Annotated in this window: 19 protein-coding genes; 14 read left to right on the top strand and 5 right to left on the bottom strand. The window is 72.1% G+C overall.

All coding sequences use genetic code 11. The features are described from left to right. Window positions 1-20: 20 nt before the first annotated feature. The 3 genes from dmpG to ACWEN0_RS40350 are packed head-to-tail and all read right to left on the bottom strand — an operon-like array spanning window position 21 to window position 2,739. Window positions 21-1,028, bottom strand: a complete 1,008-nt coding sequence (gene dmpG, locus ACWEN0_RS40360; protein ID WP_451985615.1) for a 4-hydroxy-2-oxovalerate aldolase — start codon at window positions 1,026-1,028, stop codon at window positions 21-23. Beyond that, entirely contained in the window at window positions 1,025-1,951 is a 927-nt protein-coding gene (locus ACWEN0_RS40355) for an acetaldehyde dehydrogenase (acetylating) (protein WP_451985613.1), read from the bottom strand. Before ACWEN0_RS40355 ends, dmpG begins: the two co-directional genes overlap by 4 nt. Continuing rightward, window positions 1,948-2,739, bottom strand: a complete 792-nt coding sequence (locus tag ACWEN0_RS40350; protein ID WP_451985611.1) for a 2-keto-4-pentenoate hydratase — start codon at window positions 2,737-2,739, stop codon at window positions 1,948-1,950. The genes ACWEN0_RS40355 and ACWEN0_RS40350 overlap by 4 nt, the downstream gene beginning before the upstream one ends. Before the next feature lie 73 nt (window positions 2,740-2,812). On the opposite strand from ACWEN0_RS40350, the gene ACWEN0_RS40345 reads away from it, so the two are divergent. The 4 genes from ACWEN0_RS40345 to ACWEN0_RS40330 all read left to right on the top strand — a co-directional run bounded on the left by ACWEN0_RS40345 (window position 2,813) and on the right by ACWEN0_RS40330 (window position 6,163). Continuing rightward, window positions 2,813-3,574: an IclR family transcriptional regulator gene (locus ACWEN0_RS40345; RefSeq protein ID WP_451985609.1), complete on the top strand. Its 762-nt coding sequence runs from the start codon at window positions 2,813-2,815 to the stop codon at window positions 3,572-3,574. Between the two features lie 84 nt (window positions 3,575-3,658). Continuing rightward, complete coding sequence (locus ACWEN0_RS40340) at window positions 3,659-4,777, top strand: FAD-dependent oxidoreductase (RefSeq protein ID WP_451985607.1); 1,119 nt, start codon at window positions 3,659-3,661, stop codon at window positions 4,775-4,777. A gap of 31 nt (window positions 4,778-4,808) precedes the next feature. Further along, window positions 4,809-5,249: a MarR family winged helix-turn-helix transcriptional regulator gene (locus ACWEN0_RS40335; RefSeq protein WP_451985605.1), complete on the top strand. Its 441-nt coding sequence runs from the start codon at window positions 4,809-4,811 to the stop codon at window positions 5,247-5,249. A 68-nt stretch (window positions 5,250-5,317) separates the two neighbouring features. Beyond that, the gene (locus tag ACWEN0_RS40330; protein WP_451985603.1) at window positions 5,318-6,163 is read left to right on the top strand and encodes an SDR family NAD(P)-dependent oxidoreductase; all 846 of its coding nucleotides are present in this window, start codon (window positions 5,318-5,320) and stop codon (window positions 6,161-6,163) included. Window positions 6,164-6,171: 8 nt separating this feature from the next. Here the strand turns inward: ACWEN0_RS40330 and ACWEN0_RS40325 are convergent, their stop codons facing one another. Further along, complete coding sequence (locus tag ACWEN0_RS40325) at window positions 6,172-7,017, bottom strand: LysR family transcriptional regulator (RefSeq protein WP_451985601.1); 846 nt, start codon at window positions 7,015-7,017, stop codon at window positions 6,172-6,174. A gap of 91 nt (window positions 7,018-7,108) precedes the next feature. Here ACWEN0_RS40325 and ACWEN0_RS40320 point away from each other — a divergent pair, with 91 nt between their 5' ends. From ACWEN0_RS40320 to ACWEN0_RS40310, 3 genes are all read left to right on the top strand, one after another. After that, entirely contained in the window at window positions 7,109-7,852 is a 744-nt protein-coding gene (locus ACWEN0_RS40320; protein ID WP_451985599.1) for an SDR family oxidoreductase, read from the top strand. 457 nt (window positions 7,853-8,309) lie between these two features. Continuing rightward, complete coding sequence (locus ACWEN0_RS40315) at window positions 8,310-9,455, top strand: epoxide hydrolase family protein (protein ID WP_451985597.1); 1,146 nt, start codon at window positions 8,310-8,312, stop codon at window positions 9,453-9,455. Between the two features lie 69 nt (window positions 9,456-9,524). Beyond that, on the top strand, window positions 9,525-10,778 hold the full coding sequence (locus tag ACWEN0_RS40310; RefSeq protein ID WP_451985595.1) for an epoxide hydrolase family protein: 1,254 nt from the start codon (window positions 9,525-9,527) through the stop codon (window positions 10,776-10,778). Window positions 10,779-10,842: 64 nt separating this feature from the next. Here ACWEN0_RS40310 and ACWEN0_RS40305 read toward each other — a convergent pair whose 3' ends face one another. Further along, window positions 10,843-11,406 (bottom strand): PadR family transcriptional regulator, encoded by a 564-nt coding sequence (locus tag ACWEN0_RS40305; protein ID WP_451985593.1) that lies wholly within the window; start codon window positions 11,404-11,406, stop codon window positions 10,843-10,845. 91 nt (window positions 11,407-11,497) lie between these two features. Here ACWEN0_RS40305 and ACWEN0_RS40300 point away from each other — a divergent pair, with 91 nt between their 5' ends. From ACWEN0_RS40300 to ACWEN0_RS40270, 7 genes are all read left to right on the top strand, one after another. After that, window positions 11,498-13,051 carry a class I adenylate-forming enzyme family protein gene (locus tag ACWEN0_RS40300; protein WP_451985591.1) on the top strand — a complete coding sequence of 518 codons (1,554 nt, stop codon included), beginning with the start codon at window positions 11,498-11,500 and terminating at the stop codon, window positions 13,049-13,051. A 5-nt stretch (window positions 13,052-13,056) separates the two neighbouring features. Further along, on the top strand, window positions 13,057-15,489 hold the full coding sequence (locus ACWEN0_RS40295; protein WP_451985589.1) for a xanthine dehydrogenase family protein molybdopterin-binding subunit: 2,433 nt from the start codon (window positions 13,057-13,059) through the stop codon (window positions 15,487-15,489). A 2-nt stretch (window positions 15,490-15,491) separates the two neighbouring features. Next, complete coding sequence (locus tag ACWEN0_RS40290; RefSeq protein WP_451985587.1) at window positions 15,492-16,271, top strand: enoyl-CoA hydratase/isomerase family protein; 780 nt, start codon at window positions 15,492-15,494, stop codon at window positions 16,269-16,271. A 9-nt stretch (window positions 16,272-16,280) separates the two neighbouring features. After that, a complete protein-coding gene (locus ACWEN0_RS40285; protein ID WP_451985585.1) occupies window positions 16,281-17,174 on the top strand; it encodes an FAD binding domain-containing protein in 894 nt (297 codons plus the stop codon). Then, the gene (locus tag ACWEN0_RS40280) at window positions 17,171-18,391 is read left to right on the top strand and encodes a xanthine dehydrogenase family Fe-S subunit (RefSeq protein WP_451985583.1); all 1,221 of its coding nucleotides are present in this window, start codon (window positions 17,171-17,173) and stop codon (window positions 18,389-18,391) included. Before ACWEN0_RS40285 ends, ACWEN0_RS40280 begins: the two co-directional genes overlap by 4 nt. 135 nt (window positions 18,392-18,526) lie before the next feature. Further along, window positions 18,527-19,768 (top strand): MFS transporter, encoded by a 1,242-nt coding sequence (locus tag ACWEN0_RS40275; protein ID WP_451985581.1) that lies wholly within the window; start codon window positions 18,527-18,529, stop codon window positions 19,766-19,768. A gap of 114 nt (window positions 19,769-19,882) precedes the next feature. Next, on the top strand, window positions 19,883-20,311 hold the full coding sequence (locus ACWEN0_RS40270) for an STAS domain-containing protein (protein ID WP_451985579.1): 429 nt from the start codon (window positions 19,883-19,885) through the stop codon (window positions 20,309-20,311). Window positions 20,312-20,364: the final 53 nt, after the last annotated feature.

Below are 20,364 nucleotides of genomic sequence, written 5' to 3'. Positions count from 1 at the left end.
GCGGATCACCCGAGCGGGGATCAGCGCGCCGCGGCCAGGTCGAGCGCGATGTCGGTGATCATGTCCTCCTGGCCGCCGACCATGCCGCGCCGGCCGACCTCGACGAGGATCGCCCGGGTGTCCAGGCCGTACCGCACCGCCGCCGCCTCGGCGTGGCGGAGGAAGCTCGAGTACACGCCCGCGTAGCCCAGGCTCAGCGTCTCGCGGTCGACGCGGACTTCGCGATCCTGCAAGGGCCGCACCAGGTCGTCCGCGGCGTCCATCAGGGGGAACAGCTCGCACCCGTGCTCCCAGCCCATCAGGTCGGCCACCGCGATGAACGCCTCCAGGGGACAGTTGCCGGCTCCGGCGCCCTGCCCGGCCAGGGAAGCGTCGACCCGGACCACGCCGTTCTCCACCGCGACGACGCTGTTGGCGACGCCGAGGGCGAGGTTGTGGTGGGCGTGGATGCCGATCTGCGTCCCCGGCTCGAGAACGTCCCGGTAGGCGCGGACCCGGGCGCGGACACCGTCCATGGTGAGGCGGCCGCCGGAGTCGGTCACGTAGACGCACTGGGCGCCGTAGGACTCCATGAGCTTGGCCTGCTTCGCGAGTTCGTCCGGCTCGGCCATGTGCGACATCATCAGGAACCCGGCGACGTCCATGCCCAGCTCGCGGGCGGCGCCGATGTGCTGGGCGGAGATGTCGGCTTCGGTGCAGTGCGTGGCGACGCGGACCGAGCGGATGCCGAGCCGGTGCGCCTCCCGGAGGTCCCGCAGGGTGCCGATGCCGGGGAGCAGCAGCGTGGTGGGGACTGCGGTGCGCGTGACGTCGCAGACCGCTTCGATCCACTCCCAGTCGGTGTGGGCGCCGACGCCGTAGTTGATGCTGGAGCCGGACAGGCCGTCGCCGTGGGCGATCTCGATCGCCGCGACGCCCGCCGCGTCCAGCGCGCCGGCGATCGCCCGCGCCTGCTCGACGGTGTAGCGGTGCCGGATGGCGTGCATGCCGTCCCGCAGGGTCACGTCCTGGATGTACAGATCGGTCATCGGGCTGTCTCCTGGTGGGTGGCCATGCGTTCGGCGGTCCGCAGCGCGGCCGAGGTCATGATGTCGAGGTTCCCGGCGTAGGCGGGCAGGTAGTGCGCGGCGCCTTCGACCTCCAGGAACACCGACACCTTCACCGCGTCGCCGGCCGGGGCCAGCCGGTGCAGGGGGTCGTCCGCGGTGACGGTCTCGAACTGGACCTTCTGCTTGAGCCGGTAGCCGGGGACGTAGGCCTGCACCCGCCCGACCATGTCTTCGACGGACGCGGTGATCGCTTCGGTGTCCCCATCGGACACCAGGCAGTGCACGGTGTCGCGCATGATCAGCGGGGGTTCGGCGGGGTTGAGCACGATGATCGCCTTGCCGCGCGCGGCGCCGCCGACCCGCTCGATCGCGGAGGCGGTGGTCTCGGTGAACTCGTCGATGTTGGCCCGGGTGCCCGGGCCCGCCGAGCGCGAGGAGATGGACGCGATGATTTCGCCGTAGTGCACGGGGGTCACCGCGCCGACGGCGGCCACGATCGGGATGGTCGCCTGCCCGCCGCAGGTGACCATGTTGACGTTGGGGGCGTCGAGGTGCTCGTCGAGGTTGACCGGCGGGACGACGTACGGCCCGAGCGCGGCCGGCGTGAGGTCGATGACGGTGCGGCCGAGGGCGCGCAGGACTTCGTCGTGGTGCCGGTGCGCGCCCGCCGAGGTGGCGTCGAAGACGTACCGGACGTCGGCGAACTCGTCGAGCCGGGCCAGGCCGTCGACGCCCTCGTGCGTGGTCGCGACCTTGAGCCGGCGGGCGCGGGCGAGGCCGTCGGAATCGGGGTCGATCCCGGCCATGGCCGCGATCTCGAGGTGCTCGGCCAGCCGCAGCACCTTGATCAGCAGGTCCGTGCCGATGTTGCCGGAACCGATGATCGCGACTTTCGCGCTCATGCTGCCTCCCCTTCGAAGCCGATGGTGACCTCGCCGAGGCCGGAGATCCGGGCGGTGAAGACGTCGCCGGGGGCGGCGGGCACCATCGGGCCCAGCGCGCCGGTGAGGACGATGTCGCCTGCCCGCAGGGGTTCGCCGCGGCGGGCGAGCGTGGTGGCGAGCCAGGCCGCGGCGTTGAGCGGGTCGCCGAGGCAGGCGCGGCCGGTGCCTTCCGAGACGAGTTCGGGGCCGCGGTGCAGCCGCATCTCGACGTCGGCCGGTTCGAGGCCGTCGAGCGTCTCGCGGGTGTCGCCGAGGACGAACAGGCCGGAGGAGGCGTTGTCGGCGACCGTGTCGACGATGGAGATGTCCCAGCCTGCGATCCGGCTGTCGACGATCTCCAGCGCGGGGGCGAGGAACGCGGTGGCCGCGCGGACGTCGGCGATCGAGCAGTCCGGGCCGGGCAGGTCCGCTCCGAGGACGAGCGCGATTTCCGCTTCCACCTTGGGTTGCAGGAGGCGGCCGGCGGGGACGGTGCCTTCGGGGGAGAGGGCCATGTCGGAGAACAACGCGCCGAAGTCGGGCTGGTCGACGCCCAGCTGCCGTTGCACGGCCGGCGACGTCAGGCCGATCTTGCGGCCGACCAGGCGGTGCCCGGCCGCGAGCCGGCGTTCGGTGTGCAGGCGCTGCACGGCGTAGGCCGCGTCGAGGTCGCCGTCGGCGAAGAGATCGCGGATCGGCGGGCACGGCGTGGCCGTGGCGGCCGCGGCCGCGAGCACTTCGGCGGCCTTGGGGACGGCCTCGTTCATCGGGACCTCCGGAGCAGGGGTTGTGACCCGCCAGGTATAGGCCGCAGCCCGAGCGTGTGCCAAAGTTTGTTCCGTGACACGGAACGGCGAGAACGGCAACATGCTCGACAAGGCGGCTGCTGTCCTGTCCGTCTACCGCCCGAACGGCGGATCGTTTCGCCTGACGGAACTCGCCACCAGGGCGGGGCTGACCAAGACGACGGCGTTCCGCCTGGTCGGCGACCTGGTCCGCCTCGGGTTCCTGGAGCGGGCCGGCGAGCAGTACCGGCTGGGCGGCACCCTGTTCGAACTGGGTTCGCTGGTGCCCCGCCGGCAGGACCTCCGCGAGGCCGCGCTGCCGTTCCTGCAGGACCTTTTCGAGAGCACCCGCCAGACCGTCCACTTCGGAATTCGCGACGACCGCGAAGTCGTGTACGTCGAACGCATCCACGGCCACGACGCCGTCCCGCTGCCCTCCCGGATCGGCGGCAGGCTCCCGCTCACGTGCACGGCGATCGGCAAGGCCCTGCTCGCGTTCTCCGAGCCCGAGCTGGCGGAGGCGATCCTCGCGGACCCGCTGCCGCAGCTGACGTCCGCCTCGATCACCGACCCGCTCCGGCTGCGCACGGCACTGGAGCAGACGCAGGTGTCCGGCCTGGCGTACGAGGAGCAGGAAGCCGCGCTCGGGGTGAGCTGCATCGCCGCGCCGGTGTTCAGCGGAGCGGTCGCGGTCGCGGCGCTCTCGGTGGCCGTCCCCCGTGAGCAGTTCCGCCCGGCGCACCTGGCCCCGGCCGTCCGGACGGCCGCGCTGGGACTGTCCCGGACGCTGCGCCAGGCCACCGAGCCCGGCCGATAGCGCTTGACACGATCTAAGTTCGATAGGTAGAACTTAGATCGTTGAGACGAACTTAGTTCGTTCCATTGGTCTGGAGGTGTGCGAATGAGGGTGTCCGTTGCCGGAGCCGGGCTGGGCGGGCTGGCTCTTGCGCAGGGTCTGCGCGGGGCCGGGATCGAAGCCGAGGTGTTCGAGCGCGATCCGGAGATCGCCGCGCGGTTCCAGGGCTACCGGCTCGTGCTGAACCCGGCCGGGTTCCAGGCGGTGCGCGACTGCCTGCCCGCACGGTGGCACCCACTGCTGGACGAGATCGTCATGGAGGCTTCCGCCGAGCAGCTGATCCTGGACCCGCAGCTCACCGAGATCGGCAGGCTCGGCGCCGGCCGGACCGGGATCGTGGTCGACCGGCAGGTGCTGCGGCACCTCCTGCTGACCGGTCTCACCGTGCACACCGGCGCCGCGCTGACCGGCTACGACGTGCTGGCCGACGGCCGGGTCCAGGCCCGGTTCTCCCGCCGTGAACCGGCCGTCGCCGACCTGCTCGTCGGCGCGGACGGCGTGGCCTCCGCGGTGCGCGGGGTGCTGGCACCGGAGATCACGCCCGCCGACACCGGCGTCCGGTTCGTCATCGGCCGCACGCCGCTGACCGACGAGTTCGCCGTCCTGGCCAAGGCCTACGGCTCGAAGATCACCGGCGACGGCGTCAGCCTGCTGCTCGGCGCGATGCGCTTCCGCACCCCGCCGAAGCAGGCCGCCGAGCGGCTCGCCCCCGAAGTCACGCTGCCCGACATCGGCGACTACGTCCGCTGGGCCATGATCCTGCCGCCGGACGGCTCGCCGCCGGGCCTGACCCCGCAGGACGCCGTGCTGTCCAGGGTGCGCGGGTGGCACCCGGTGCTGCGCACCCTGGTCGAGCGGGCCGACCCGGACCACAGCACGCTGCTGTCCATCCGGGTGGTCGAGCCCGGCGAGCGCTGGGCGTCCGGCCCGGTCACGCTGCTCGGCGACGCGATCCACGCCACCTCGCCGACGGGTGGCAACGGCGCGAACACCGCCCTGCGCGACGCCGACCTGCTGCGCCGCTGCCTCATCGAGGCCGGCGAAGGCCGCCGGGATCTGCTCGACGCGGTCGACGACTACGAGCGGCAGATGGTCGAATACGGCGCCGAGGCCGTGCGCAGCAGTCTCGAGAAGCTGCCCGCTTTCGTTCCTGGGGCGCGTTGACGCCGCTTGATGTATATGCAACAGTGGCCTCGTGAAGCTCTCCGCTGTCGATGAAATCGTGGACGACTGCCTGGCGGTCCGCATCCGCCTGATCGGCCGGGCTCTCACGAGCCTGTACGACGGCGCCCTCGCGGATCACGGCGTGACCATCGCCCAGCTCAACCTGCTCGCGGCCGTCGGCAAAGCGGGTCCGTGCCCGCCCGCCGTGCTCGGGGACGTGCTGCAACTGGAGCGGTCCACGGTCAGCCGCAACCTGAACCTCCTGCTCGGCCACGGCTGGATCGAGGCCGTCTCCGCCGACGCGAAGGGGCTCCGGGAGGTCGCGCTCACCGACGCCGGCCGGGACAAGATCGAGTCCGTGATGCCCGCTTGGCGGCGGTCTCAGGAGCAGGCGGCCCGGCTGCTCGGAGCGGCCGGAACTGGTGCCATCCAGGGGATCGCACGCGAAATGGGCTACCCGCCAGGCAAGTGAGCCCCGCGAGTTCGAAGCGAGCGTTCGCTGCCGACCATATGTTGTATATACAACAAGAAGGAGAAGTCATGAGCAAGGTGGTGTTGGTGACCGGCGCGTCCCGCGGAATCGGCCGGGCGGTCGCCCTGGCGTTCGCCGGAGAGGGCGCGCGGCTCGTGCTCGCGGCTCGCTCGGCCGATCGGCTGGGCGAAGTGGAGAAGGAGGTGCTGGCGCTCGGGGCCGACGCTCTGTCGGTGCGGACCGACGTGTCCGAGCCGGGGCAGGTCGCGGCGCTGGTCGACGCGGCGGTGCGCCGGTTCGGCCGCATCGACGTGCTGGTCAACAACGCCGGGGTCGGCAAGGTCGGCGAAGCCGCCGCCGGCACGTTCGCCGAAGACCTGCGGTCGACCCAGCGCGCGAGCCTGTTCGGGATGATCAGCGTGACGCAGCAGGTGCTCCCGGTCCTCCGGCGGCAGGGGGCGGGAACGATCGTGAACATGTCCTCGATCATGGGGCGCAAGGCTTTCGCCCGGTTCGGCGCCTACGCGATCGTCATGCACGCGGTGTCCGCGTTCTCCGACGCCCTGCGTCAGGAGGTGGCCGCCGACGGCATCCGGGTCTCGGTGATCCACCCCGCGCTGACCGCCACCGACCTGTTGCGGGACACCGACGTCGCCGAGATGCCGCCGCCGTTCCGCCACATGACGCCCCTGTCGCCGGACGACGTCGCGAAGTCCGTCGTGGCCGCGGTCCGGCACGGGAGGCGCCGGGTGGTCCTTCCGCGGACGGCGAACATGCTGCTGCTGGGCGAGGCCCTGTCACCGCGCCTGGGTGACCTGGTCGCCACCGCGCTCACGAAACGGCGCATTGCCGCCCTGCTCCGGATGAACCGCGGCAAGACCTACCACGAAACGATTTCCGTCCCCTCGGCGTGACGCCGGGTTCAGCCGGCGGGCACCAGCAGCCGCGCGGCCTCGCGGAACGACGCCACCAGCGGGTTCGGGTCCCGGGTCCGCGACGCCACCACGACCCGGCAGGGCTCGAAGCCCTCGACCGGAATCGCCGCCACGTCCTCGCGCAGCCGGAGGCGGTGGTCACCGGCGGGCAGGACCGCCACGGCGCTGCCCGACGCCACGAGTTCCAGCTTGTCCTCGAAGCTGTCGTCCGGCGCGGGGGGTGGTGAGCCGTCCTTCGGCGTGCTCCACAGCGTCGGCGTCACCGCGCACGCCACCAGTTCCTCGTCGCCCAGGTCGTCCACCGAGACGACTTCCTTGCCCGCCAAGCGGTGCGTGGCCGGGACCAGCAGCACGCGCGACTCCTCGTACAGCGGGGTCACCGTGGCCGCGAACGGCAGCGGGTCGCGAGCGACCAGGGCGTCGACCCGGCCGTCGGGCAGGGCGCGGGTGTCGTGCCAGCGCAGCAGCCTGGTCCGGATACGGGCGTCGGGGTGGCGGTGGCGCAGCGCCTGCACGGCCGGGGTGATGATCAGGCCCTCGACGTAGCCGAGGGTGATCTCCCGCGGCGGGTCGGCGGCGCGGGCGACCGTCACGGCGTCTTCGGCCGCTTCGAGGACGGCGTGGGCACGCGGCAGGAACGCCGCGCCGGCCGCCGTGAGGACGGTGCCCTGCGGCGTGCGCGCGAACAGCCGCACGCCGAGCTGGTGCTCCAGCCGCTGGATCTGGCGGCTCAGCGACGGCTGCGCGAGGTGCAGGGCCGCGGCGGCGCGGCCGATGTTGCCGTGCTCCGCCACGACCGTGAAGTACCGGACCAGCCGCAGGTCGAGATCCACATTTCGAGCGTACGCCGCCATGCACCGGCGGTATGGCGGCATGCGGAACGGGCCTTGGACGCGGCGGCGGGCCCGGCAGTTGACTCGGGGTATGAACGCTTACGAGGGAAAGAACGTCGTGATCACCGGCGGCAGCAGCGGGCTCGGCCTGGCGACCGCGGAACTGCTGGTGACCCGCGGCGCACGGGTGCTGATCACCGGACGGGACAAGGAAAAGCTCGAGTCCGCGCGCCGTCGGCTGGGGGAGCGGGCGACGGCCGTGCGCAGCGACTCCGCGGCCATGGCCGACGTCGAGGAGCTGGCGCGGGTGGTCCGCGCGGAGTTCGGCGCGGTGGACGCGCTGTTCGTCAACGCGGGCGTGACCGCGTTCGCGCCGTTCGAGACGATGCCGGAAGCGCGGTACGACGAACTGTTCGCCGTGAACACCAAGGGGCCGTACTTCACCGTGCAGAAACTGGCGCCGCTGCTGCGCGAGGGCGCCGGTGTCGTGCTCACGACGTCGGTGGCCAACGTCAAGGGCCTCGACCTGATCAGCGCCTACGCCGCGACCAAGGCCGCGCTGCGGTCGATGACCCGGTCCCTGGCGCGGGAACTGCTGCCCCGCCGGGTCCGCGTCAACGCCGTCAGCCCGGGCCCGATCGCCACCGGCATCCTCGACGCGACGATGCCGCCGGACGCCGCCGAACAGACCAAGGCCGCGATGATCGCGCAGAACCCGATGGGGCGCTTCGGCGAGCCGGCCGAGGTCGCGGCCACGGTGGCCTACCTCGCGTTCGAGGCGACGTTCACCACCGGCGCCGAGATCCCCGTGGACGGCGGTGCCGCCCAGCTGTGACCGGGTCACCGCCGCAGTGAGTCGGAGCTGGGACAGGAGCACCGCGTGGGAGGCGCCCCGGGCCCGGGGGTACAGGTCCTGCCGCACGCGGAACTCCACCTGGATGTCGTCGGCGGATTCGCCCTGGTCGGGCGCGAAGGCGGCGACGTAGACCAGCGCCTTGACATTCTTGCCGTCGCGGACGACAACGGCGTCGATCTCGGTGGTCTTCATCCCGGAGGCAGATCCCGCCCGAGCCCGCGGTTACGTCGGCGTGGGTGTCGCCGCGGTCGTGGACCCGGTGTCCTCCTCCGAGAGGGTTCTGCCACGCCTTCACCGTCGGTCCGCCGGACACCCGTGCGCCCCGGGGGAGTCCCTGGTGCCGGGTCGGCCAGGGGTTCTCACGGGCGCGATCCGCGCGTGGACCCGGCCACGCTGACGGGCGTACCGGATTCCCCCGTGAAAGGCAGGGTGCGCCATGACCGCGCTCGAGCAGCAGGCCGACCGTGCGATCCGACCGTTCTCCGTCCACTTCCGCCGCGAGGCGCTCGACCAGCTGCGCCGTCGCCTGGAGGCGACGCGCTGGCCGACCCCCGAACTGGTCGGCGACCGCTCGCAAGGGGTGCAGCTGGCCACCATGCGAGCGCTGCACCGCTACTGGACCGACGAATACGACTTCCGGCGCGTCGAGTCGCGGCTCAACGCGCTGCCGCAGTTCACGACCGAGATCGACGGCGTGAAGATCCACTTCGTGCACGTCGAGTCCCGGCACCCGGACGCGCTGCCGCTGATCATGACCCACGGCTGGCCGGGGTCGGTCATCGAGATGCTCGACTCCGTCGGCCCGCTGACCGATCCGACCGCGCACGGCGGCACCGCGGCGGACGCGTTCCACCTCGTGCTGCCGTCCCTGCCCGGGTACGGCTTCTCGGCGGAGCCGGCCGAGGTCGGCTGGGACCTCGTGCGCACCGCCCGGGCGTGGGCCGAGCTCATGCGCCGGCTCGACTACGACCGCTACGTGGCCCAGGGCGGCGACGTCGGGGCCGGTGTCACCGACGCGATCGGACGGCTGGGCCCGCAGGGGCTGGCCGGCATCCACACCAACCTGCTCGTGCCCGCGCTCAACGACCCTTCGGCCTTGCCGGACAACACCGAGGAGGAACGCGCGGCGCTCGCCGCGATCAAGGAGTTCCAGACCACCGGCAACGGCTACTTCGTGGAAATGGCCACCCGGCCGCAGACCATCGGGTACGCGCTGCTGGACTCACCGTCCGCGCTCGCCGCCTGGATGGTCGACCACGACACCGACGCCTACTACAAGATCGCCGGCGCGTTCGTCGACGGCAAGCCGTCCGGCAACCTCACCCGCGACCACCTGCTCGACAACATCACGGCCTACTGGCTGACCGGCACGGGCGCGTCCACCGCCCGCAGCTATTGGGAGGCCTACGGGGCCGACGCTCCCGCCGCGGGCAGCCCGCCCCTGCCGGCGCCGCGGGTTCCGGTCGGCTTCAGCACGTTCCCCGGCGAGATCTGGCGGACTCCGCGCAGCTGGGCCGAAGTCGCGTACCCCACGCTCGACTACTTCGGGGTCGCCGCGCGGGGCGGGCACTTCGCCGCCTAGGAAGAGCCGGAGCTGTTCGCGGCCGAGCTGCGAGCCGCGTTCCGGGCACTGCGTTAGGAGGGCGGATCCATGTTCAGACCCACCAGACGGCAGGTGCTGCGGGGCGGAATCGCCGTGGCGATGGCGAGTGCGCTCGGCGGAGCCCCGGCGGCCGCGGCGCAGACCGGGATCCGTCCGTTCCGGGTCGCGGTCCCGTCCCGGCAGCTGGCCGATCTTCGCGACCGGGTCGCCGCGACGCGCTGGCCGTCACGCGAGCTCGTCACCGACCGCACGCAGGGCGTGCAACTGGCGGCCGCGCGGGCACTCGCCCGCTTCTGGACCACACGCTACGACTGGCGCCGCTTCGAAGCGAAGATCGACGCGCTCCCGCAGTTCACGACCGAGATCGACGGCGTCGACGTCCACTTCGTCCACGTGCGCTCACGGCACCCCGGAGCGCTGCCGCTCGTCATGACCCACGGCTGGCCGGGCTCGGTCGTGGAGCTGCTCGAGACCGTCGGCCCGCTGACGAATCCGACCGCGTACGGCGGCACCGCCGCCGATGCGTTCCACGTCGTGCTGCCGTCGATCCCCGGCTACGGCTTCTCCGCCCAGCCGGCCGGGCTCGGCTGGGACACGGGCCGGACCGCGCGGGCCTGGGCCGAGCTGATGCGCCGGCTCGGCTACGACCGCTACGTGGCCCAGGGCGGCGACGTCGGCGCCGCCGTCACCGACGGTTTGGGTCGGCTGGCCCCCGCCGGGCTCCTCGGCATCCACCTGAACCTGCTGGTCACGGCCTTGCGCAACTCCGCAGGCCTGCCGAAGAACACCGAGGAGGAGAAGGCCGCGGCCGCCGCGCTCAAGGTCTTCGGCACCACCGGCAACGGCTACCTCGTCGAGCAGTCCACCCGGCCGGAAACGATCGGCTACGCACTGCTGGATTCCCCGGTCGCCCTGGCGGCGTGGATGCTCGACCACGACACCGACAGCTATCTCAAGATCGCCCGCGTCTTCCTGGGTGACGCGCCGTCGGGCAACCTCACCCGGGAGCACGTCCTCGACAACATCACGCTGTACTGGCTCACCGGCACGGGTGTCTCGGCCGCCCGCGGGTACTGGGAAGGCGCTCACGCCGACAGAGGCCAGCCGCCGCCGGTGTCCGTGCCGGTCGCCTTCAGCGCGTTCCCGGGCGAGATCTTCCGGGCGCCGCGCAGCTGGGCGCAGGCCTCGTACCCGACGCTGTCCTACTACCACCAGCCGGACCGGGGCGGGCACTTCGCCGCGTGGGAGGAGCCCGGCCTGTTCACCGCCGAGCTCCGCGCCGCCTTCCGCGCGCTGCGCTGAGCGGAACCCGACCGTGCTGGGCCGGGCCAGGGACATCCCGGGCCCGGCCTGGCACGGATCGGGTTCAGGAAGACCTTCCGATCTCGAAGTCGCCGCGGTCGGCGCGCTCGCGGATGCCGCGCCAGAATTCGAGGGCCGCGTACTCCATGCCCAGCCCGAGTTCCAGGGTGATCATCCGGCCGGCGACCTCTTCGATGTGGCCGAAGCGGCGCTGCATCTCCTCGTACTCGGCGATCCGGCGCTCGTGCTGCTCGACCTGTCCCTTCGCGAGCTGGGCCACGTCGTCGGGTCCGGCCAGCTCGCTGAAGAAGAGCTTGATCTCCGCCACGTCGCGCAGCTCGAAGTGCTCGTTGACCGGCTCGGCCATCCAGCCGCGCAGGACCTTCCGGCCGGCTTCGGTGATCGAGAACGTCTTGCGCCTGCGCCCCGAGTCCTCTTCGTCGAGCTCCAGCAGGCCGGCTTCCTGGAGCCGCTTGGGTTCCGAGTACAGCTGCGCGTGCGGGAAGTTCCAGAAGTAGCCCACGGACCGGCCGATCGCGCGCTTGAGGTCGTAGGACGTGGAAGGGCCGCGCAGCGCGATCATGCCGAGCACCACGTACGACGTCGTCGACAACCGAACCGTTGACATGCTCCGGATCGTATCGTAGGTTCGCAACCATCCGAAACAGATGGTCGGTCTCGTACCATCGAGTGCGCACTGTCGCGTTGGAGGAACGGTCATGGATCTGGGCACGGTTCTGCGCTGGACGGCGGAGCGTTATCCCCGGCGCCGCGCGGTGGGTGGCGCGAACCCCATGACCTACGCCGAATGGGACGCGCACACCGACCGCCTGGCCTGGGCCTTCGCCGCGCTCGGCGTCCGGCCCCGCGACCGGGTGGTCCTCTCGCTGGCCGGCGGGGAACCCCTGGCCAGCCTGCACCTGGCCGCGCAGAAGCTCGGCGCCGTCTCGGTGCCGCTGTCGTACCGGTTCGCGCCGCCCGAACTCGCCTACTGCGTCGCCGACGCCCTGCCCGCCCTGGTGGTCACGGACGCTTCGACCGCGGCTCTCGCCGACGAAGCGATGGCCGACCTGCCCCCGGTGCCCCGGATCGCCTCCGGGCCGACGGACGAGGACACCATCGAACGCCTGGCGCTGCGACAGGCGGGCGGCGCCCCGGACGTCCGGGTGTCCGACGAGGACATCAGCGTGATGCTCTACACCTCGGGCACCACCGGGAAACCGAAGGGCGTGCCGCGCACGCACTCCGCCGAGCACCACGCGGCGCTCGCGCACCTGATCCAAAGTGGACAGTCCCGGTTCGACGCCACCCTGGGCGTGATGCCGCTGTTCCACACCATGGGGCTGCGCACCCTGCTGGCCACCCTGGTCGGCGCGGGAACCTGGGTGCCGCAGGTGAAGTTCGACGCGGACGAAGCCCTGGACCTGATCACCGCGGAGGGGATCGGCTCGCTGTACCTGGTGCCGACGATCTACTGGTCGCTGGTGCGCACCGGCCGGCTCGCCGAGGCGCGGACCGTGCGCAGGCTGGCCTACGCGGGCTCGTCGATGACCCCGGCCCTGGCCGAGCAGCTCGCCGGCGCGCTGGCACCGGAGTCCTTCGTCAACCACTTCGGCAGCACCGAGATCTACACCTTCACCATCGGCCCGGACGTGCTCGCGAAGCCGGGTTCGGCGGGCCGCGCCGGCATCTTCTCGCGGGTGCGGCTGGTCGACCCGGACCCCGCCGCGCCGCCGGAGGCCGAGGTGGCACCGGGGGAGCAGGGCCAGATCGCCGTCTCGATGGCCAGCCCCGAGGCGTTCGCCGGGTACTGGCACCGGGCCGACGCCAACGCCAAGTCCATCCGCGACGGCTGGTACTTCCCCGGCGACCTGGCGATCGCCGACGAGGACGGGGACCTCTGGGTCGCCGGCCGGGTCGACGACATGATCAACTCCGGCGGCGAAAACATCTACCCCGACGAGATCGAGGACGCGCTGATCCGCTGCGCGGCGGTGCGCGAGGTGGTCGTGGTCGGCATGGCCGACGACCGGTGGGGCCAGGCCGCCACCGCGTTCTTCGTCCCGGGTGACGGCATGACGCCCGAGCACGCGACGGAGGTGCTGGAGGCCTACGTCCGCGAGCAGTCCGGGCTGCCGTCGTTGAAGCGCCCCAAGCGGTTCGTCGCCGTCGACACCATCCCCAAGTCCGGGGTGGGCAAGATCCTCCGCCGCGAGCTGAGCTCCGGCAACTACAGCGCGCTGTTCGACAGCGCCGCAGAAGCAGGCAGGTGAACCGCATGACCGCAGTCTCCGACAAGCCGGCCAGGAGGACGGCGCGGATCGAGGACCCCGCGCTGCTCACCGGCCGCGGCCGGTTCCTCGACGACATGGATCCGTTGCCGGGCACGCTGACCGCCGCCGTGGTGCGCAGCCCGCACCCGCACGCCCGGATCCGCGGCGTCGACCTCGAGCGCGCCCGGCGGCACCCCGGGGTCGCCGCGGTGATCGGCCCCGAGGAGGTCAAGGCGGCCCTGCGCCCGTTCCCGCTGGCGCTCAAGGCACCCATGCCGTACTACCCGACGGCCACGGACAAGGTGCGCTTCGTCGGCGAGCCGGTGGCGGTCGTCGTCGCGAACGACCGGTACCTGGCCGAGGACGCGGCGGAACTCGTCGAGGTCGACTACGAGCCGCTGCCGCCGGTGGTCGACGTGGAGAAGGCGCTGCTGCCGGACGCGCCGCGGCTGCACGAGGACGCCGACGGCAACGTCGCGACCGACCGGACCTTCACCTTCGGCGACGTGGACGACGTGTTCGCCAAGGCGGATCACGTGATCAAGGGCAAGTACGACTTCCCGCGCTACTCCTCGACGCCGATGGAGTGCTACTCGGTCGTCGCCGAGTGGCAGGACGAAGGCGACGGCCCGGCCATCCAGGCGTGGGCCAACTTCCACGGCCCGTTCTCCATGGTCGCGGTGCTGGCCGGCGCGTTCGGCCTGCCCGCGTCGCGGATCCGGCTGATGATCCCGGCCGACAACGGGGGCAGCTTCGGCATCAAGGCGGGCATCTACCCCTACGTCGCGCTGATGGCGCTGGCCAGCAAGCACGCGGGCCGTCCGGTGCGCTGGACCGAGGACCGCATCGAGCACCTGCTGGCCAGCTCCGCCGGGTCCGACCGGGCCATGTGGTTCGAAGCGGCCGTCTCGAACGACGGCACGGTGCAGGCACTGCGCGCCGACTTGGTGGACAACGTGGGCGCGTACCTGCGTCCGCCGGAACCCAGCACGCTCTACCGCTGCTTCGGCAACATCACCGGCGCGTACAAGATCGACGCCGTCGAGATCCGCTCGCGTGCCGTGGTGACGAACAAGACGCCCACCGGGCTCAACCGCGGCTTCGGCGGCCAGCAGCTGTACTTCGGCCTGGAACGGCTGATGGACAAGGTCGCCGAGACGTGCGGCCTCGATCCGATCGAGCTGCGCAAGCGGAACTTCGTGCGGCACGAGGACTTCCCGTACGCCACCCCGACCGGCGGCATCTACGACTCCGGCGACTACCACCGCGCCCTCGACATGGTCGTGAAGAACGCGGACTACCAGGCCCTGCGCGAAAAGCAGCGGGAAGCGCGGGCGCGGGGCGAGTACCTCGGCCTCGGCGTGGCGACCATCGTGGACCCGTCCGCGACCAACATCGGTTACGTCGGCCTGGCCACCCCGGCCGAGCAGCGGGCGTCCGGGCGCGGCAAGTCCGGCTCCACCGAGCACGTCCGGATCAGCGTGGACCCCAGCGGGCAGGTGTCGGTGCTGCTGGGCACCGTGCCGCAGGGCCAGGGCCACGCCACCGTCGCGCAGGAGGTGGTCGCCGACCAGCTCGGCCTGCCGCTGGAGCAGGTGCGCCCGATCGTCGAAATGGACACCGCCACCACCCCGTGGACGATCAGTTCGGGCAGCTACTCCTCGCGTTTCGCGCCGCTGCTGACCAGCGCGCTCGTCGAGGCCGCGGAGAAGCTCGCCGAGACCGTCAAGATCGCCGGCGCCACCCTGCTCGGCGTCGCGGCCGAGGAGGTGGAGCTCGCCGAGGGGCACGTCCGGCTGCTCGCCGAACCGGGCCGGGCGGTCCCGTTCAAGCACGCGGCCGGGCTGGTGCACTGGGACCCCGGCGCGCTGCCGGAAGGCACCTCCGCCCGGCTGTACGAGGAGGCCGCGTTCACCCCGCCGCAGTCGAAGGCGGCCAGCCGCTCGGACCAGATCAACTCGAGCCTGTGCTACGGCTTCGTCGCCGAGCTGGCCGTCGTCCGGATCGACCCGGAGACCCGCGAGGTGAAGCTCGAGCAGGTGGTCACCGTGCACGACGCCGGCACGATCCTCAACCCGACGCTGCTCGAAGGCCAGGTGCACGGCGCCCTCGCGCACGCGCTGGGCGGCGCGCTGTTCGAGGAGATGCGCTACACCGACGCCGGGCAGCCCACCGCCACCTTCATGGACTACCTGTGCCCGACCACCGCAGAAACCACGTTCGAGCTGAACAGCGACCACCTGGAAACGCCGTCGCCGCTGACCCGGCTCGGCGCGAAGGGCTGCGGCGAAGGCAGCTGCATGAGCCTGCCGGTCGCGATCGCCAACGCGGTCGCGGACGCGCTCGCCCCGGCCGGTGCGGACATCACCAGCCTGCCCCTGCACGGAAACGTGCTCCACGAGCTGCTGACCGGCAGCACCACGGAAAGGAACCACTGACGATGGCACTCACCGGAGGCGAGATCCGGCTCGACCGCGGCCACGACGGCCGGGTCGCCTACCTGACCCTCGACCACGGCAAGTACAACATCATCACCTGGGAGACCCGCCAGGTGATGGCCGACCGGTTCGCCGAGATCGACGCCGACGACGAGATCAAGGTCGTCGTCATCCAGGGCGAAGGCGAGCACTTCTCCTCGGGCGGCGACATCGCCGGGTTCATGGAGGTCGACCCGGTCGACTTCACCGACCTGGGCCAGAACGTCACCGCCCCGGCGCGCAGCCCCAAGCCGGTGATCACGGCGGTCGACGGCTACTGCTTCGGCGTCGGGCTCGAACTCGCGCTGTCCACCGACATCCGGGTGGCCACCAAGCGTGCCGAGTTCGCGCTGCCGGAGATGCGGCTGGGCATGATCCCCGGCTCCGGCGGCACGCAGCGCCTCGCCCGGTTGATCGGTCTTTCCCGCGCGAAGTACCACGTGATGACCGCGTCGCGGATCAACGCGCAGCAGGCGGGCGACTGGGGCCTGGTGGCGAACGTGGTCGAGGACCGCGCCGCCCTGGACGCCGAGGTGGAGCGGATCGTGGGCGTGCTGCTCGGGTTCTCCCCGCTGGCCGCCCGCACCGCCAAGGAGGTGCTCGACAAGGGCATCGACGCGCCGCTGTACTCCGGCATCGAGCTGGAGCGCAAGGCGTACGCGATGCTGCGTTCCAGCAACGACTTCGCCGAGGGCGTCGCCGCGTTCACCGGCAAGCGCGCGCCGAAGTTCCAGGGCCGGTGAGCTGAACCCATGAAAGCCGCACCATTCGCCTACGTCCGGCCGTCGAGTCTGCAAGACGCGATCGCCGAACTCGCGAGCACGGGCGGCGGCGGCAAGGTCATCGCGGGTGGGCAGTCGCTGGTCCCGGTGCTGGCCATGCGGCTCGCCCGCCCGGAAACCCTGGTGGACATCACTTCCGTGCCGGAGCTCGACCACGTCGGCGTCACCGGCGGGCACCTCGAGATCGGCGCCACGGTGCGCCAGCGGCGGATCGAGCGCGACCCGGTGAGCGCCGCGGTTCCCTTGCTGGGCATGGCGTTGCCGTGGGTCGGGCACCGGGAGCTGCGCAGCCGGGGCACGGTGTGCGGCAGCCTCGCCCACGCCGACCCGGCCGCCGAGCTGCCGGCCGTGGCGTGCTGCCTGAACGCCGAGCTGACCGTGACCGGACCCGGCGGCGCCCGCCGGGTTCCGGCGCGGGAGTTCTTCTCCGGCGCGATGACGACCGCGCTCGGCGCCGACGACATCCTGACCGCGGTGCGGTTCCCGGTCGCGGCGGCGGGCGAGGGGTTCGGGTTCGCCGAGATCGCCCGTAGGCACGGCGACTTCGCGCTCGCCGGGGTCGTGGCCCGGGTCCGCGTGCGCGGCGCGGAGATCGAAGCGGAGCTGACCGGGTTCGGCGTGTCCGACCGGCCGGTCACCCGCTCGGTCAGTGATGAGCTGGCTGCCGCGCTGAGCGAGAGCGGCGACGTGAGCCGCGCCCTGGCGGAACCGCTCATCGCGGTGGCGGAGGAACTGGTCGACACCGAGGGCGACGCCCACGCGTCCCGCGACTACCGCCGCCGGCTGTTCCGCACGCTGGCGGGCCGGGAACTGGGCAAGGCATACGAGCGCGCTCGCAAGAGCGCCGGTGAGGTGGACTCGTGACCGAAGTGGTGGCACAGAACGGGAAACCGCGCGCGGTGAAGGCGGCGGCGGACGACGTCGTCGAGGTCAGGATGACGGTGAACGGCACGCCCGCCGTGCTCAGCCTGCCCGCGCGGGTCACGCTCGCCGACGCGCTGCGGGACCACCTCGGGCTCACCGGCACGCACGTGGGCTGCGAGCACGGCGTGTGCGGGATGTGCACCGTGCTCGTGGACGGGCAGGCCGCCCGGGCCTGCCTGCTCTTCGCGGTCCAGCTCGACGGCTCGGACGTCGTCACCGTCGAGGGACTCGGCCGGCCGGACGACCTGCACCCGCTGCAGGAAGCCTTCGGCCGCAACCACGCGCTGCAGTGCGGGTTCTGCACGCCGGGCTTCTTGATGAGCTCCTACGACCTGCTCAGCAACGAGCCGGAGGTGACCGAGGAGGAGTTGCCCGAGCAGCTGTCCGGGGTCATCTGCCGCTGCACCGGTTACCGCAACATCCTCACCGCCGTCAACGAAACCCGGGAAGCGCACCCCGACGGCATCCCCGCGCCGGGCAACTGCGCACACCGCGCGCTCGTCGGCCGGGCCACCGGTCAGGCGGGCGGCAGCACCGACGGCCGCGAGGCCGCCGAGGTCACCGAAGACACCCGCCGGATCGACATCGTGCTGCCGGACGGCGATCCGACGATCGCCGTCGACATCGAGACCGAGATCGGCGTGCCGGCCGACGCGGTGTGGCGCGTGTTCGACGACATCTCGCTGCTCGCCCGCTGCCTGCCCGGCGCGGAGCTCACCGAAGACCTGGGCGACGACCACTACGCCGGCCGCGCGCGCGTGTCGGTGGGCCCGATCAAGCTCGCCTTCAAGGGGGTCGCGCACGTCGTCGAGCATGACCGCGCCGGCCAGCGCCTGCGTGTGCTCGCGCAGGGGCAGGACACCGGTGGCGCGCAGACCCAGGCCGACATCGTGCTGCGCACCGAGGCCACGGCCACCGGCACCGCGATGCGAGCCGAGGCCAAGGTGTACCTCACCGGCCGCATCGCGCAGTTCGGCCGGGCACTGGCCGGGGACGTGAGCCGGCGCATGTTCGAGCAGTTCGCGGACGCCCTGCGCGAAGCCGCGACGTCCGGGCAGGCGCCCAGCGGTCCGGTCAAGGCGCCGAGTGCGCTGAAGCTCCTGTTCGCCCCGCTGTTCGCCCGGATCCGGGCCGCGCTGCGCCGCAAATCCCGCTGATCCCTGTCCCTGTCCCGTGAGGGGAAAACCTTGACACCCGATATCGCACCACGGTCAAAGTCGCCTCGTGCCGCGGTATTCGCTTCCGTCGCCGGCTGGTCCTTCGACCTGTTCGACCTCTTCCTGCTGCTTTACGTGGCCGGACCGATCAGCAAGACCATCTTCCCGAGCACCAGCCCGACCCTGGGCATCGCCGCGGTGTTCGGCTCGTTCGCGGTCACCGTCGTGATGCGCCCGGCGGGTGCCGCGATCTTCGGCGAGCTCGCCGACCGCAAGGGGCGCAAGTCGACCATGGTGCTCGTGATGGGCGGCGTCGGCGTCACCACGGCCGCGATGGGGCTGGTCCCGTCCCATGCCTCGGTGGGCGTGCTCGCGCCGGTCCTGTTCCTGGCGCTGCGAGTCGCGCAAGGTCTGTTCGTCGGCGGCGTCACCGCGACGACGCACACGCTCGGCACCGAGAGCATCGGCCCGCGCCGTCGTGGCCTGATGAGCGGGTTGATCGGGGCCGGGGGAGCGGGCCTCGGCGCGGCCCTGGCCAGCCTGGCCTACATCGTGGTTTCGGCGATCTTCACCGGTCCCGCGTTCGACCAGTGGGGCTGGCGGGTGCTGTTCTTCTGCGGGCTGCTCAGCGCCCTGCTGAGCCTGTTCGTGCTGCGCAAGGTCGAGGAGTCCCCGGAGTTCGAGGGCACGCGGCGGGCGCCGGTGCCGTTCCGGGAGCTGGTCCGCGGCCGCGGCAAGAAGATCCTCGCGCTGAACATCGCGGTGGCCGCCGGCGGTGGCGCGCAGTACTACCTGACGTCCGGGTACCTGCCCACCCTGCTCAGCGAGGTGGTCGGGATCCCGGCCGGCCTGCGGGGCGCGATCCTGCTGGTCAGCAGCGTCGTGGTGGTCGGCGCGGCGATCGCCGCGGGCGAGCTGAGCGAACGGCTCGGCCGCCGTCGCACCATGCTGGGGTTCGGCCTGGTCAACCTCGTCGCGTTGCCGGTGCTCACCTGGGGCATCGCCGCCGCCGGAAGCGGGCGCGGCGGGGTCGTGGCGGTGCTGTGCGTGCTCATGGTGATGCTGTCCAACGCCGCGTATTCGCCGCTGATGATCTTCCTCAACGAGCGGTACCCGACGGCTTTGCGGGCCCGGGGCACCGCGGTGAGCTGGAACCTCGGCTTCATGCTCGGCGGGCTGATGCCGACCCTGGTGAGCCTGCTCAGCCCGCAGCTGCCGGACGTCCCTTCGCGGCTCGCGCTCTTCCTGGCGGCCGCGGCCCTGGTGTTCGTCGTCGCGGTCCTGGCGAGCCCGGAAACCCGGGGCGCGCTCGATCGCGAGCGCGCCGACGTCACCCGCGTCCCCGGTGCACGGGGCCGATCGACTCCGGGGGACTGACCGGCACCCGGATGTTCACACCGTCAGGACCAGGAGCGATCCCGCCCGACTCGGCAGAATGCGAATTCACGCTAGGCCGAAAGGCCGTCACGTCGAGCAGGAGGGAACCGCGCCATGGCCGAGCCGCGAGGTCACGCCGACCCGTCCGTCCGGACGCACCGGGATGCCCGTCTCGCCGTACGGATCCCCCGGGACCTGTGGGTGTGCACCTACCGGGTCCGCCGGGACGTCACCGTGCTGCAGGTGGGGGGTGAGGTGGACGTCGTCGGCCTCGCCGACCTGCGGACCGCGTTCGGGAGCCTGCTGGGCGTGGGCAACCGCCTCGTGGTCCTGGACTTCGGGCGGATCGGTTTCTTCAGCGCGGGCGGCGTCGGCGTCCTGGAGCACACGCGGCTCACGCTCGAGGACGCCGGAATCCCGATGCGTCTCGCGCGCCCGTCGCGGGCGGTGCTGCGCCCGCTGACCGCGCTCGGCCTGCTGGGCCGGTTCGACATCCACGCCGGCATCGGCCGGGCCATCACAGCACCGGCCGGCGTGGCTTAGGCGTGCGGCCCGGGGAGGTGGCGATCCAGGCCGATCACCGGCCGGCCGCGATC

The sequence above is a fragment of the Amycolatopsis sp. NPDC004378 genome, assembly GCF_053602455.1.
Note: the sequence above shows the minus strand (reverse complement) of the source record. Positions and strands in the feature narration are given on the sequence as shown.

Bases quoted from the DNA above. Each gene is read 5' to 3' on its own strand.
- ACWEN0_RS40315 (WP_451985597.1), top strand. From the start codon at position 8,310: ATGACCGCGCTCGAGCAGCAGGCCGACCGTGCGATCCGACCGTTCTCC.
- ACWEN0_RS40330 (WP_451985603.1), top strand. From the start codon at position 5,318: ATGAGCAAGGTGGTGTTGGTGACCGGCGCGTCCCGCGGAATCGGCCGG.
- ACWEN0_RS40340 (WP_451985607.1), top strand. From the start codon at position 3,659: ATGAGGGTGTCCGTTGCCGGAGCCGGGCTGGGCGGGCTGGCTCTTGCG.
- ACWEN0_RS40305 (WP_451985593.1), bottom strand. From the start codon at position 11,406: ATGTCAACGGTTCGGTTGTCGACGACGTCGTACGTGGTGCTCGGCATG.
- ACWEN0_RS40300 (WP_451985591.1), top strand. From the start codon at position 11,498: ATGGATCTGGGCACGGTTCTGCGCTGGACGGCGGAGCGTTATCCCCGG.
- ACWEN0_RS40355 (WP_451985613.1), bottom strand. From the start codon at position 1,951: ATGAGCGCGAAAGTCGCGATCATCGGTTCCGGCAACATCGGCACGGAC.
- ACWEN0_RS40285 (WP_451985585.1), top strand. From the start codon at position 16,281: ATGAAAGCCGCACCATTCGCCTACGTCCGGCCGTCGAGTCTGCAAGAC.
- ACWEN0_RS40310 (WP_451985595.1), top strand. From the start codon at position 9,525: ATGTTCAGACCCACCAGACGGCAGGTGCTGCGGGGCGGAATCGCCGTG.
- ACWEN0_RS40350 (WP_451985611.1), bottom strand. From the start codon at position 2,739: ATGAACGAGGCCGTCCCCAAGGCCGCCGAAGTGCTCGCGGCCGCGGCC.
- ACWEN0_RS40270 (WP_451985579.1), top strand. From the start codon at position 19,883: ATGGCCGAGCCGCGAGGTCACGCCGACCCGTCCGTCCGGACGCACCGG.
- ACWEN0_RS40295 (WP_451985589.1), top strand. From the start codon at position 13,057: ATGACCGCAGTCTCCGACAAGCCGGCCAGGAGGACGGCGCGGATCGAG.
- ACWEN0_RS40320 (WP_451985599.1), top strand. From the start codon at position 7,109: ATGAACGCTTACGAGGGAAAGAACGTCGTGATCACCGGCGGCAGCAGC.
- ACWEN0_RS40290 (WP_451985587.1), top strand. From the start codon at position 15,492: ATGGCACTCACCGGAGGCGAGATCCGGCTCGACCGCGGCCACGACGGC.
- dmpG (WP_451985615.1), bottom strand. From the start codon at position 1,028: ATGACCGATCTGTACATCCAGGACGTGACCCTGCGGGACGGCATGCAC.